A 13,807-nucleotide genomic window follows, 5' to 3' on the forward strand; every position below is an offset into this window, starting at 1 on the left:
TGGCTCAGTCCATTGCAGTCGCAGGCTGTACCGCTGGCTGCCGAACCACCGAACGTGAAAGCAGCCGCGTGCGCAAACGGCGCTCCGTCGGGGTGGAGATAAAACGCTCCACCATCGCGCCCAGCAGCCAGCACAGCGGCAGCGCAGGCAGGTACCACAGGAAGCCAAGCGCCTGATCGCTACCCATCGCCTTGTAAGCACGCACCACCGCGAACACCACGAACATGTGGGTGAGATAGATCTCGTAGCTGAGCTGGCCCCATCGACGCAGCCAACCGAGACCCTGCAGCGCCGGCAAATCCTGGCGCCACTGGCAGGCCACCACCAGGCACAGCGACGACGTCGTCAGTACCAGCATGGAACCATCATGCAAGAGCGGCCACAGCCAGCGCTCGGCCAGCAAGACCGCGAGCAGTCCAACGGCGCCTACCCACAGCACGGCTCTCGACACGCCTGCTGACGCTGCGGGCCAGCGTGTCGTCAACAGCGCACCGAGCACGCCCGTCGCAATCGCCGCCATGCCCGGCAAGTAGGCCTTCTCCTGCCAGATCTCGTTGCCTTCGAGCACGGCACGCGTGAACGGCAGCGATAGCGCCAGCACCGCCAACATCGGCACGAGCAGCCAGGCACGCCTGGTCAGCAGGCATACGAGGGGGAAACCGATGTAGAACACTTCCTCGATCGACAACGACCACAACACATCCCAGTTGCCGGGCAGGTAACCCGTCACGCCTTCGTACCAGTTCAGGTGGAAGCCCAGCGCAGCCACGATAGCGCGCGGCAGCGACTGCCCTTCGCGCTTGATCACGTAGTCGTCCACGCCCAGCAGGTGCAGGACGCTGAGAACGACCACCAGCAACACGAGGCACGGCGCAATGCGCGAAAAGCGCCGGGCGTAGAACGCGCGCAGATCGATCTGCGCGAGCGCGCCATCGCGACGAAGCGCATGGCTGGCGATCAGAAACCCCGAAATCACGAAGAACACGAAAACGGCCTCGTAGCCGTTGTAGTTCAACGCACTCAGCAAGCGTGTCGGCAGCACATCGGCGAGCAGGCTCTTCTTGAGCGGAATACGCAATCCGATGTGATGCAGCACCACCAGCAGGATAGCAAGGCCGCGCAACAGATCAATGCCGGAATTTCGGGTCCCCACCACTGCACGGTTTGTCGTCACGTCCATCAACCCGGCCACCCCGTCAAGAAGTAGAACATGGCGCATTTCGGCCGGGTTGTGCAGCGGCAATTCATGCACGCCTGGTATCGCCAGACCGGCGCAAGCCGCGCCCCAACCCGGGCTTTGCGATCCTCAGTGCGCTGCGGCGGCGGCCGGCAGGTCGTCGATCATCTGCCGCGCCAGCCCTTCGTAGTTGTAGTCAAAGTGGTGGTCGCCAGTCTTTTCGTAGACCTTGATCCACGCGGGCAGCTTGGGGTCGGCGCAAATGGTGTCGGCCTTGTCCTTGATGCCGTAATAGCACACCACCGGAGGATGGCCGTCCAAGGCCAGCAGCGGCGGCATCGCATCCGAATGATGGACCGGATTGATCCACTGGAAGAAGTCCTGGGTGTGGGTCTTCCACCAGCCCTCCTTCATATAGCCTTCCATTTCAATCTCGAAGTTCACGTCCTTGCTGGGCGACAGCATCACGATCTGGGCAATGCGTGCACGCCCTTCGGCGCTGAGATTGCCCACGATGGACGGCAGCACGTCGGCGCCGAACGAGAAGCCGATCAGCCAGATGCGACGCTTGTCGCCCTGAGCCGTCATGCGCGTGATCAAGGCATCCAGATCGGCTGCGGAATCGGCGGCGGAGCGCTCGCGCCAGTAGTACTGCAGCAGGCTGATGCCCACCACCGGGATGCCGTGCGCCGCCATGATCTTGCCCAGCGACTGGTCCAGGTCGCGCCAGCCGCCGTCACCGGAATAAAAGATCGCGACCACATCCTCGCGTCCCGCCGGCGGCGTGACGCCAGGCGCGACCGGCACCTTCACGATCGATTCGTCCATGCTGGCGTGATGCCACGGTTGCCAGGCCCACAGCCCGACGGCTGCGGCCAGGACCAGCACCAGCGCGAGATACTTCCACAGTCGTTTCAACGGCGCACCATGCCCGAAAGTCCACCCGAAATAAGGCTCGCCACGTTGGCGAACACCAGCGGCAACGCAATGCCATTAGGCACGGCGAGGTAGCGAGGTTCCCACACCGGGTCGAATTTGTCCTTGTACTTGTGCAGGCCGCGGAAGTTGTAGAAGCGCTCGCCACGTCCAAACAGCATCGCGCCCAGCCGGCTCCACAGCGGCGCGCTGCGCCGGTTCTGCAGGCCGGACAGCGGCGCCATGCCGAGATTGAACCAGCGGTAGCCCTCCTGCCTGGCCCACGTCATCAGTTCGACGAACATGAAATCCATGATGCCGGAGGTGCCTTCAGGCAGGTGACGCATCAGGTCCAGCGACGCCTCCTCCTTGCTGTCGGTGAGGAACAGGTTGGAGAACGCCACCAGTTCATCGCCCTGCCACACCAGGGCCATCGGCGTGCGCTGCAGGTACTGCGGATCGAACGTGCCCAACGAGAACCCTTTCTCGCGCACGCCCTTGTCGCGCATCCAGGCATCGGAGATTTTCTTCAGGCGTGGCAGCAGCGCCACCACCGCTTCCGCCGGCACGATTTCCAGCCGCATGCCTTCGCGGGTGAGCTTGTTGATGGTGTTGCGCAAGACCTTCTTCGACTTGCCGTCGAGACTGAAGCTGCTGAGCAAGACCCGGGCTTCCTCGCCGATCTTCAGCAGGTTCATGCCGACTTCGAGGTAGAGGTCCAGGTCCTCGGGGCGCACCTGGTAGAACAACGGCCAGCCACCCGCGCGTTCGCACTGGTCGCGGAAGGTCCATACCAGCTCGCGCCGCGCTTCATCCGACTCACCCACCGGATCGCCCATGGCGACCCAGCTGCGGCCTTCCACGTCGTACATGATGAAGGCCTTGCCCTCGGGATCGAACAGCAGCGTCTTGTCGCCCATCAGGGCCAGATGCGCCTGCGCGGACGAATACTGCTTGATCAGCGGCAACGCCCGCTCCAGTTCCCCCTCGTTCGGCAGGCGCAAATCCGGTCGCGCCGGACGGATCAGGTTGGCCAGGGCAAACAGCAGGCCCGCGGCCGCCGCACCCACCAGGGCGCGCAAGGCGCGCGGTGCACCGCCGTGATAGAAGCTGAACTCCCACCACAGGTTGTTGCTGTATTCCACGTGCTTGTAGCTGAAGGCGACCAGCCAGCCGGCACAGACCAGCACGGCGAGGATGGCGATGATCCAGCCCATCGAGAAGCTGGCGCTGAACAGCGAAGTGCGCCGGTAGAACAGCTGATGCGCCGGCGCCAGCGCCAGCGCCAGCAAGGACAGCAGGATGGCTTCTTCGTAGTCGATGCCCTTGAGCAGCGACAGCACCGCGCCCAGCACCAGCAGCACGAGGGTCAGCACATAGGCCGCATCCAGCCGGCGCTGCAGGCCGCGCGCCAGGATCAGCAGCATCATGCCGACCACGCTGCTGAGGAAGTGGGAGACTTCCAGCACCGCCAGCGGCAACACATCACGCAAGATCGCCATGCGCGCCGGCAATGCCGAGGTGGCGCCGGAGAACAGCAGCACGGCGCCCGAGACCATGGTGAGGCCGGCGAAGAACGGCGGCAGCAGCGCGGTGAACCACGGCGCCAGCAGTGCCTTGCTGCGCAGACCGCGCGCTTCGCGCACCAGCACCACCAGGGTCGCCGCGAGCAGGGGCAGGAAGTAGTAGATCAGGCGGTAGGCGGCCAGCGCGCCGAGGATCGGCGCCTCCAGTCCCTGGTTGCCGGCCGCGCCGAAGCCGGCCAGCATCACCGCTTCGAACACGCCCAGCCCGCCCGGCACATGGCTGATCAGGCCGGCGATCTGCGCCAGCACGAAGATCGCCAGGAAATGCCCGAAGCCGGTATCCACCTGGTTCGGCATCAGCAGGTAGAGCACGTAGGCGGCCAGGCCCCAGTCCACCGCGCCCACCAGGATCTGGCGCGCGGCGACGCGCGCCGATGGCAGGCTCACGCGCCAGCGCCAGATACGCAGCGGACGTCCCAGCAGGCGATTGCCCACCAGCCATAGCAGGGGAATCGCGGTGAGCACGGCGGCCACCGGCAAGCGCCAACTGGCCAGGGGCAACGATGCCGGCACCGGCACCAGCAACAGCGTCACGCCGGTCAGGGCGCACAGGCCCAGCCAGAAACTGAGCGTGCAATACAACACGACCTTGGCCACCTCGGCGGTGGTCAGGCCGGCCTGAATATAGAAGCGGTAGCGGATCGAGCCGGAAATCAGCAAGGCCATGCCCAGCGCATTGCTGAAGGCGTAGCTGATAAAGGAGATCAAGCTGACCTGGGCGCGCGGCAGGCGCTTGCCGACATAGGCCAACCCGAACCAGTCGTACAAGGTCATCACGCCATAACTGCCGGCGGTCAGCAGTACGGCCAGTGCAACGCGATAGTTCTCAAGACCGTGGACGTAGCGGGCGACCTCGCGGTAGCTCACCTCGCTGGCCAGACGCCGCAGCGCCCACAGCGCCAGGCACAGCATCGCCACCGAAAGCAGGGGACCGGCCAACCGGCGCAACCTGGCCATCAGGCCAGGACGAGCCAGCACGTCTCCGGAAATCGGGGCCTCCGCCCCAGTCTGCTCCACCACGCGTTTACCGCCTCCACATCGACCTGCACGCAGGACTGCGCTGCGACCGTCTAGGATAGCCGGTCAAGGCCCGTTCCTGTTCGATCGTGGCATGCGGGAATGACAATTGGTCGCGGTCGCTTCAGGCAGGCCGCGACCACAAACTCAGGCCTTGCCGTTCAGCCCCTTGCCCATGCGGGCCACCCAGCGGTACAGCACGAAGACGATCGCCGCGAAGGCGATGCCGCCGATCCACTGCGCCGCGCCGGCGAAGCTGTCGCCGACCAGGGCCAGCGGCGCGCCCTTGCCAGACAGGCCGACGATGAACGCGATCACCACGCCGATCACGCTCTCGCCCACGATCAGGCCCGAGGCCAGCAACACGCCGAGCTGCTTGGTCGATTCGGGGTTGGCCGAGCGATCCGCGCGACGGTCGAAATACCAGCCGACAATGGAACCCACTACCACCATCAACGTGCTGACCGTGGGCAGGTAGATGCCCAGGCCCACCGCCAGGGGCGGCATGCTGAGCCGCTTGGTGGTACGGCGCAGGACCTCATCGATGATGATGATGGCCACACCGATCCAGATGCCGGTGATGATCAGGCTCCAGTCGATATTGTTGGTGATCACGCCCTGCGCCAGCGCCGAGATCAGGCCCGCCTGCGGGGCCGGCAGCGCATGTGCGCCTGCTCCAGCCACGCCGACGAAACCGTAGGCCTTGTTGAGCAGGTCCAGCACCGGCGGAATCACCGCCGCGCCAGCGACCACGCCGATCACCAGGGCCACCTGCTGGCGCCACGGCGTGGCGTCCACCAGCTGGCCGGTCTTCAGGTCCTGCAGGTTGTTGTTGGCAATCGCCGCCACCGTGAACACCACCGAGGTGATGAACAGCGCGAACGCCACCAGCGCCTTGCCTGCTTCCGGCCCCACGTAGGGCTTGACGAAGGCCACCAGCAGCAAGGCCGCGGCGATCACCACCAGGATGCCGACGCCCGACAGCGGGCTGTTCGACGAGCCGATCAGGCCGGCCATGTAGCCGCACACGGTGGACACGAAGAAGCCCATCAGCACCACGAAGGCCACGCCGCCGACGGCAAGCACCATCAGGTGGTCGCCCAGGCCGCTGATCGAGCCGAAGTAGCCGAGCAGCCAGGCAATCGGAATGAAGCACGCCAGTGTGATCAGGCCGACGATGCCGATCGGAATATCGCGCTCGGTACGCGGCAGCGAATCGGCCTTGCCGGCCTTGCGCACGCGCGAGGCGGCCATGGCCGAGGTCAGGCCGCTGATCACCGGCTTGACCAGCTTGGCCAGGGTCCAGATCGCCGACACGCCGATCGCGCCCGCGCCCACGAAGCGCACCTTGTGGCTCCAGGTGGCATTGGCCACGTCGGCCACCGCGCCGGTGGCCTGCGCCAGCAAGGAGTAATGCGGCACGCCCCAGCCCCAGCCGATCACCGCGCCGATCAGCATCGCGATACCGACCGACAAGCCCACCAGGTGACCAATGGCGAACAGCGCGAAGGAAAGATTGAAGTCGAAGCCGCTGACCGAACCCTTGCTGCCCACGCGGAAGTACTGCACCACGTCGCTGGCAAACACCTGGGTAGCCACCACTACGGCGAACACCGCCGACACGATCGAGCCCCACAGCACGGCCATCAGGCCGGCCTTGCCTTCCTCGACACTGCCGTCGCCATCCTCGCCGCCGCTGCCCACCTTGAGCACTTCGGCGCAGGCGAGGCCCTCCGGATACGGCAGGTCGGAATTGGTCACCAGCGCGCGGCGCAGCGGGATCGAGTACATCACGCCCAGGATGCCGCCCAGCGCGCACACGGCGAACGAGGTCCAGAACGGGAATCCGGTCCACCAGCCGATCATGATCATGCCTGGCAGCACGAAGATGATCGAAGACAAGGTGCCGGCCGCCGAGGCGATCGTCTGCACGATGTTGTTTTCCTGGATGGTCGAGTCCTTGAAGGCGCGCAACAGCGCCATCGAGATCACCGCCGCCGGAATCGAGGTGGCAAACGTGAGGCCGGCCTTGAGGCCGAAGAACACATTGGCCGCGGTGAACACCACGGTGATCACGACGCCGAGGATGAGACCGCGAATGGTCAGCTCTTTGCGCGACTGGGCGCTGGGATGGTTGCCGCTCACGAATGCCTGCCCGTCATCTTGGTGTCCCCTGCTCGTCGCCCGGGGGCGACATGGATGCGATGGCTGCCGCCGGGCGGCGGGCCAGCGCGTAGATTTGCCAGATTCGGGGGGCTACGCAAGGTATTTTTTTCGCCCTCCCCCGAGCGTGAGAGGGCGCCGAGGGCCACTATTCGTCCGCGCCCGGGTCCATCCCCGGGAACAGCACCTCGGTATAGCCGAACCGGCTGAAATCGGTGATGCGCGAGGGATACAGGCGCCCGATCAGGTGATCGCACTCGTGCTGCACGACCCGCGCATGGAAGCCCTCGGCATTGCGGTCGATGCGCTCGCCCTTCGGGTCCAGCCCCTGGTAGCGGATCAGCGAATAGCGGCTCACCACGCCGCGCAGCCCCGGCACCGACAGGCAACCCTCCCAGCCCTCTTCCATGTCCTGCGAGAGCGGCGTGATCATCGGGTTCAACAGGATGGTGCGCGGCACCGCCGGCGCATCCGGATAACGCTCGGACTGGTCGAAGCCGAAGATCACCAGTTGCAGGTCCACGCCGATCTGCGGCGCGGCAAGGCCGACGCCACCGGCATCGTGCATGGTGTCGAACATGTCCGCGATCAGCGAATCCAGCCCGGCGCTGCCGATCATCGCGTCAGGCACCGGTGGCGCCACCCGCAACAGCCGGGCATCGCCCATCTTCAGGATCTCTCGGATCATGGAATGCCTCGCTCCTGGCAGAGTTGCCGCCCATCGGGCGCTGGGCCGGCCGAAGCAGCAGTCTACCGCGCAGATGGCGATGCCAGCGTGCCCCGCGTCGCCGCGGCGCATTCGACCAATGGCTAATGTTGGCAGGCGCATAATGGCTCTTGACCCCCAAGGCGACGGGGACGACCCTTGTTGGGGACCGTTCAGGAGCGAATGCGCATGCACACCGCCGTTGCCAAACCAAGTCCCGCCGGCAAGATCCTGTGGGCCGTCATCGCGATCATCGGCGCGTGGTGCCTGGGCGTCGTCGCCCTGCGCCGCGGTGAACCGATCAATGCCATCTGGGTGGTGGCTGCCGCCATCGCCGTGTTCCTGATCGGCTATCGCTTCTACGGCAAGTTCATCAACGACAACGTCCTGCGCATGGACCCCAGCCGGGCCACCCCCGCGGTGCTGCGCAACGACGGCCTCGACTACGTGCCGACTGACAAGTGGGTGGTGTTCGGCCACCATTTCGCGGCGATCGCGGGTGCCGGACCGCTGGTAGGTCCGGTGCTGGCGGCGCAGATGGGCTACCTGCCCGGAACCATCTGGATCCTGTTTGGCGTGGTTTTCGCCGGTGCGGTGCAGGATTTCATGATCCTCGGCCTGTCGCTGCGTCGCGATGGGCGCTCGCTGGGCAACATGCTGCGCGACGAACTGGGGCCGGTGGCCGGCGTGGTCGCCATGTTCGGCGTGCTGGTGCTGATGATGATCGTGCTGGCGGTGCTCGCCCTGGTGGTGGTCAAGGCGCTGACACACAGCCCCTGGGGCACGTTCACGGTGGCCTGTACCATTCCCATCGCCCTGCTGATGGGCATCTACCTGCGCTGGGTGCGTCCCGGCAGGATTCTCGAAGTGTCGATCATCGGCCTGGTGCTGCTGCTCGCCTCGATCTGGTTCGGCTCGCATGTCAGCGTCTCGCCGACGCTGGCGCCGCTGTTCAACTTCGATGCGAAGGCGCTGGCCTGGCTGCTGATCGCCTATGGCTTCTGCGCCTCGGTGCTGCCGGTATGGCTGCTGCTGGCACCGCGCGACTACCTGTCCACCTTCCTCAAGATCGGCACCATCCTGCTGCTGGCGCTGGCCATCTTCCTGGCTGCGCCAACGCTGCAGATGCCGGCCGTGACCAAGTTCATCGACGGCACCGGCCCGGTGTTCCAGGGCAACCTGTTCCCGTTCCTGTTCATCACCATCGCCTGCGGCGCGGTGTCGGGCTGGCATTCGATCATTGCCTCGGGCACCACGCCGAAACTGCTCGCCAGTGAAGGCGAGGCGCGCATGGTCGGTTATGGCGGCATGCTGATGGAAGCTTTCGTTGCCATCATGGCGCTGATCGCCGCCGCCTCGCTGCATCCGGGGGTGTACTTCGCCATGAACTCCCCTTCCGCCCTGATCGGCACCACCGCACAGCAGGCCGCCACCACCATCAGCGAATGGGGTTTCGTGGTGACGCCTGACGAACTGCTCAATACCGCCAAGAACATCGGCGAGACCAGCATCCTCAGCCGCGCCGGCGGTGCGCCGACCCTTGCCGTCGGCATGGCCCAGCTGCTGCACGGCATCATCCCGGGCGAAGGCATGATGGCGTTCTGGTACCACTACGCCATCCTGTTCGAAGCGCTGTTCATCCTCACCACGGTGGATGCCGGCACGCGCGTGGGCCGGTTCATGATCCAGGAGATCGCGGGCCTGGTTTACAAACCACTGCAGCACACCGAATCGTGGACCGGCAATCTGCTCGCCACCGCCATCTGCGTGGGTCTGTGGGGCTACTTCCTGTACCAGGGCGCGGTCGATCCGCTGGGCGGCATCAACACCTTGTGGCCACTGTTTGGCATTGCCAACCAGATGCTCGCCGCGGTCGCGTTGATGCTGGCCACCGTGGTCACGGTGAAGCTCAAACGCGAGCGCTACGTGCTGGTGCCGGGCATTCCCGCCATCTGGCTGGTGGTGTGCACGCTCACCGCCGGCTGGCAGAAACTCAGTGGCCCGATCAGTTTCTCCGCCGCCGCGCAGAAGTACGCGCAGGCCGCCGCGGACGGCAAGCTGCTGGCGCCCGCCAAGGATGCCGCGGAGATGCAGCGCATCATCACCAACAACTATGTAGACGCCGCACTCACCGGCATCTTCATCCTGCTGATCCTCACCATGCTTGGCTTCACCCTCAACGCGATACTCAAGGCTTGGCGCATCAACCACCCGACCGCGCACGAGGAGCCGTACGTGGCACTGGGCAGCGTGCCGATTCAATGAGGGCTGCGACCATGAACGCGAACCTGCGGGCCATCTGGAAAAGGGCGGTGCAAACCGCCCGCCTCTCCTGCGGCGTCCCCGACTACGACGTCTATGTGAAGCATCTGCGCGAACACCATCCCGAGCGCCCGGTGCCCAGCTACAAGGAATTCTTCCGCGAACGCCAGATCGCCCGCTACAAGGGCACCGGCGGACGTTGCTGCTGAGCAGGCGGCAAGTTTCCGCCAAGGCCATGCCTCGAAGCGGGGCATGGCCTTTCTCGTTTTGGCAGGCGCCATGACGGATGGCGCTGGGCTTTCCGTGCCGTTCCCTTCATCATCGCCTGGTGACCATGCAAAACCCCGAGCCACACGTTTCACCATGACCGAACACCACCTCACCCAACCCACCTCGGAAGTCGAAGCGCAGCACAGCATCGGCCTGCGCGTCATTGCCATCTACAAGGCGGTGAAGACCGTCTGCCTGATCCTGGTGGCGGCCTTCGCTTTTCACCTCGACCGCGAGCAGAACTTCGAGAAGCTGGTGCACTGGCTGGAGCACCTGTCGCTCAGCGACAGCAACGGCCTGCGCTGGCGACTGGTCGAGCTATTGCAGCAATGGGGCCCGAGCAAGTTCGTCGCGATCGGGCTGGTCGCTCTCGCCTATGCAGCGATCTTCGCCACCGAAGGTACCGGCCTGTGGTTGCGCAAGCATTGGGCGGAGTGGTTCACGGTGATCGCCACCGGTTCGCTGATTCCGGTCGAGTTCTACGAGACCCTGCATCGCTTCAGCTGGCTGAAGCTCGGAGCGCTGGTGGCGAATATCGCCATCGTGGTTTACCTGGTGCGGATTGCGATGCAGCCGCGGCCACCAAAGGTACGCTGAGCTGTGCTCCTTCTCCCCTTCGGGGAGAAGGTTGGGATGAGGGGCGGGTGCTCGCGGAAGCGCTACAACCGAGCCATGTCACCAGCTCAGTTGCGGCATGACAACACGCCTACGCCTTAAACCCTCTCCGCCTCGGCGCGTTGCGGTGTAGCCGCTGTGTAGCGGCCATGGGCCGCCACCTGTCTGGCTGGCGACACCCGTCAGGCTCGTATCCCGCGCAATGCTACGAGCTCTTCAGGCCATTTTCTTTGGGTTACTTTTCTTTTGGGCCAGCAAAAGAAAAGTGACCCGGACCGCGGCAGCGGTTCGGAACGCCCGCTGCGTAAGCGGCAAGCTGGCGTAATCGCTCGGTCATTGCGTCATCGCGAGCACCCGCCCCCTCATCCCAACCTTCTCCCCAATGGGGAGAAGGAGTAAAGCGCGCTGGATCCCACGACGAAAAAACCGCGCTACACCTCGTGGTGCAAACCCTCGACGGTCATCCCGCCGCGTCGTGGCGCCAACTCCACCAGATACATCGCCGCCAGCACCAACACGCCGCCGGCCATCATTCGCCAGGTCAAGGCGTCGTGGCCAAAACTCACGGCAAAACCGGCGGCGAATACCGGCTCCAGCGTCATCACGATCGCCGCCCGCGTCGGTGACAGATGCGCCTGTGCCCAGGTCTGCACCAGCATGGCGCCCGCGCCGGCCGCCAGCGCCATGTAGACGACGGCCAACCACGCTTCAGTGTCGGGAGGCAGGGTCGGACCGGCAGGCAAAGTCGCGAGCAGGCAGATGACCGCGATCACGCTCACCTGCACGCTCGAAAGCGCAAACGCACTGCCCGGCCGCGACCACGCGCCCAGCCCGACGATGTGCAAGCCATACAGGGCGGCCGAGGCCAGGGTGAGCCACACACCGTAGCCGATGCTCAGACCATGCAAGGCGAGCAGGCCCAGGCCACCCACCGAGAGCAGCACGGCGATCCACGTCACGGGCGGCAGGCGTTGGCGCAGGAGCACGGTGCCGAGCAAGGGCGTGAACACCACGTACATGCCGGTGACGAAGCCGCTGATGCTGGCCGAGGTGTGCTCCAGGCCGGACGTCTGCAACAACTGCGCAATGCCAAAGATCGCGCCAAGCGCGATGCCCTGCCCCCATTCGCGCCGACTCAGGCGCATCAAGGGGCGATGAAAGAACACCAGCATGGCGAACGCGGCGATCAGGAAGCGCACAGCCAGGAAGTCGGCCACTGGCATGCGCGCCACCAGATCCTTGATCAGGAAGAAGGTTGAACCCCAGACGGCAGTGACGGCAATCAGTCCGACCGTGGCCCATGTCGCCGTACGCGACGACGATGCACTCATGCGCCAGGTTTCCCGCTGGCAAGCCTGCGCCGCATCAGGCGCAGCCATTGGCCGGGAATCTGCAACAGAAAATGCGCCCAGATGCCGAGCCACACGAGGGCCGACAACCACGGCTTGCGTGCGGCCGGATCGAACTTGCGGAACCAGCGCCACATGCCGCGATGCTTGTGCCGGCTGACGAAGACCGGACGATGCCGGCTCGAACTGCCCTTGCCGTGCAGCACGCGCACATCACCTGCCAGCATCACGCGATAACCGGCGTCACGCACGCGCCGACACAGGTCCAGGTCTTCGCAGTGCAGGAAATAGTCTTCGTCGAAACCGGCGAGATAGTCGAATACGCGACGCGGCAGCAGCATCAGCGCGCCCGACACCGCCTCGACTTCGAGCAAGGCTTGCGGGATCGGCCCTTCGATGTTGACGCCTTCACCCGCGCGCTTGAACAGGGTATTGAGCGAGCGACTCAACAGCGGATCGCGACGATACGAGGCCGGGTCGGCCACGCCGTTCTCGTCGCATACGACGGCGCCAATCACGCCGGCGCGCGGATGGTTGGCCAGCAGCTCCAGCAGGCGCCGCAAGGTGTCGGTGTCGATCAGGCAATCCGGGTTGAGCACCAGCACGGACTTGCCATGTGCCTGCGCTGCGCCACGATTCACCGCCGGGCCAAAGCCGAGGTTGGCGTGGTTGTAGACGACGCGCAGCCGCGCATCGTTCTCGTAGGCGCGCGCAATCGCCTGGGGAATGCCATCGTCCGAGGCGTTGTCGACCAGGATGAATTCCAGCGGGACCTCGCAAGCCAGCACGCGGCGCGCGCACTCGCGCAACGACGGGCCGCTGTCGGCAGCCACCACGATCACGCTGACCGGCAGTACCGAGGACAAGGTTGTTTGGGCGGAGTTGTTCACTGGATCCAAGTATGCGCGAGGTGTGGCGTGTCGAAGAGTGAAGAAACGTAGAGCGGGCGCCTGGCTAGGGTCGGCGCCCCTGCCCCAGCACCTCGTGCAGTGACGTGGGCACGCCGTCAGGGCTTCGCGCCAACCAGGGTTGCTCGCCTTCCCAGCCGCATAACTCCCAACCGGACAAGCGATGCAAGCGATCGGCCTGGCGATCCCACAAGGTGTCGCCGCGCCCTTCAGGCAGGCTCGCCACGAACCAGCGTCCGCCCGGGCCGAAGCAGCAACGCGGACTCACGTTGTCGATCACCCGCCCCTTCGCGAACACGTAGCGCCCTCGATCACGTTCGCCGGCCTGGTAGTGCACCGGCTCCCCGCCCGGGTCGGCGAATGCATCGCCTGCCTCGCACCAAGCGGCGCGCGACAGCTCGATGATCTGCGCCGGCGGCCCCATCGGTGCAAGCGCCATATCCTGCCACGCCGGTGCAGGCGACCCGTAGGGCGCACGCCGCACACGTCGATCCAGCAGTGACTCCATCAGCGCCACCAGCGAGAAGCCCACCAGTGCCCCCAACAAAGCGGCACCCCAAGCCACCAGGTCGCCACCCAGCGCGCGCTGGACGGCAAACAGCAAACCCGGCAAACCCCAGCGCAGACCGCGGCGACACAGTGCCGCGTAATGCACGATGCGCCGCGCAAACACCACCGCGCCCACGGCCAGCAGCAGCAACAGCGGCAAACCCATCCACCAGGGACAGAGTGCCAGCAGAGCGGCCCAGGCCAAAGCCGGCAGCACCCGCACGAGCCAGCGTGCCACCGGGGTGGTCATGCTAGGCCCGCGCGAACGGTACAGGCCACGCGGAGAACCA

General features: G+C 65.5%; 11 protein-coding genes. 3 read left to right on the forward strand and 8 right to left on the reverse strand.

What is annotated here, in order from left to right; all coding sequences use genetic code 11:
- Positions 1–4: 4 nt before the first annotated feature.
- The 5 genes from OUZ49_RS07470 to def form a co-directional block, all read right to left on the reverse strand.
- Positions 5–1,219 carry an acyltransferase family protein gene (locus OUZ49_RS07470; protein ID WP_323134918.1) on the reverse strand — a complete coding sequence of 405 codons (1,215 nt, stop codon included), beginning with the start codon at positions 1,217–1,219 and terminating at the stop codon, positions 5–7.
- Positions 1,220–1,306: 87 nt separating this feature from the next.
- Positions 1,307–2,095 carry an AcvB/VirJ family lysyl-phosphatidylglycerol hydrolase gene (locus OUZ49_RS07475; protein ID WP_266149689.1) on the reverse strand — a complete coding sequence of 263 codons (789 nt, stop codon included), beginning with the start codon at positions 2,093–2,095 and terminating at the stop codon, positions 1,307–1,309.
- A complete protein-coding gene (mprF, locus tag OUZ49_RS07480; protein WP_266149691.1) occupies positions 2,092–4,656 on the reverse strand; it encodes a bifunctional lysylphosphatidylglycerol flippase/synthetase MprF in 2,565 nt (854 codons plus the stop codon). The genes OUZ49_RS07475 and mprF overlap by 4 nt, the downstream gene beginning before the upstream one ends.
- Positions 4,657–4,842: 186 nt before the next feature.
- Positions 4,843–6,840, reverse strand: a complete 1,998-nt coding sequence (locus OUZ49_RS07485; protein WP_266149693.1) for an OPT family oligopeptide transporter — start codon at positions 6,838–6,840, stop codon at positions 4,843–4,845.
- Positions 6,841–7,006: 166 nt separating this feature from the next.
- Positions 7,007–7,546: a peptide deformylase gene (def, locus tag OUZ49_RS07490; RefSeq protein ID WP_266149697.1), complete on the reverse strand. Its 540-nt coding sequence runs from the start codon at positions 7,544–7,546 to the stop codon at positions 7,007–7,009.
- 207 nt (positions 7,547–7,753) lie between these two features.
- Here def and OUZ49_RS07495 point away from each other — a divergent pair, with 207 nt between their 5' ends.
- The 3 genes from OUZ49_RS07495 (at position 7,754) to OUZ49_RS07505 (ending at position 10,693) form a co-directional block, all read left to right on the forward strand.
- Positions 7,754–9,829 carry a carbon starvation CstA family protein gene (locus OUZ49_RS07495; RefSeq protein ID WP_266149699.1) on the forward strand — a complete coding sequence of 692 codons (2,076 nt, stop codon included), beginning with the start codon at positions 7,754–7,756 and terminating at the stop codon, positions 9,827–9,829.
- Between the two features lie 11 nt (positions 9,830–9,840).
- A complete protein-coding gene (locus OUZ49_RS07500; RefSeq protein ID WP_266149702.1) occupies positions 9,841–10,035 on the forward strand; it encodes a YbdD/YjiX family protein in 195 nt (64 codons plus the stop codon).
- A 154-nt stretch (positions 10,036–10,189) separates the two neighbouring features.
- Positions 10,190–10,693: a DUF2127 domain-containing protein gene (locus OUZ49_RS07505; RefSeq protein ID WP_266149704.1), complete on the forward strand. Its 504-nt coding sequence runs from the start codon at positions 10,190–10,192 to the stop codon at positions 10,691–10,693.
- 449 nt (positions 10,694–11,142) lie between these two features.
- On the opposite strand, the gene OUZ49_RS07510 is transcribed toward OUZ49_RS07505, so the two are convergent.
- The 3 genes from OUZ49_RS07510 to OUZ49_RS07520 form a co-directional block, all read right to left on the reverse strand.
- Positions 11,143–12,042: a DMT family transporter gene (locus tag OUZ49_RS07510; protein WP_266149706.1), complete on the reverse strand. Its 900-nt coding sequence runs from the start codon at positions 12,040–12,042 to the stop codon at positions 11,143–11,145.
- Entirely contained in the window at positions 12,039–12,950 is a 912-nt protein-coding gene (locus OUZ49_RS07515; RefSeq protein ID WP_266149708.1) for a glycosyltransferase family 2 protein, read from the reverse strand. Before OUZ49_RS07515 ends, OUZ49_RS07510 begins: the two co-directional genes overlap by 4 nt.
- Positions 12,951–13,014: 64 nt before the next feature.
- Positions 13,015–13,767 carry a hypothetical protein gene (locus OUZ49_RS07520; RefSeq protein ID WP_266149710.1) on the reverse strand — a complete coding sequence of 251 codons (753 nt, stop codon included), beginning with the start codon at positions 13,765–13,767 and terminating at the stop codon, positions 13,015–13,017.
- Positions 13,768–13,807 lie beyond the last annotated feature (40 nt).

Origin of the sequence: Dyella halodurans, from assembly GCF_026283925.1 — a bacterium.
Lineage (GTDB): Bacteria > Pseudomonadota > Gammaproteobacteria > Xanthomonadales > Rhodanobacteraceae > Dyella > Dyella halodurans.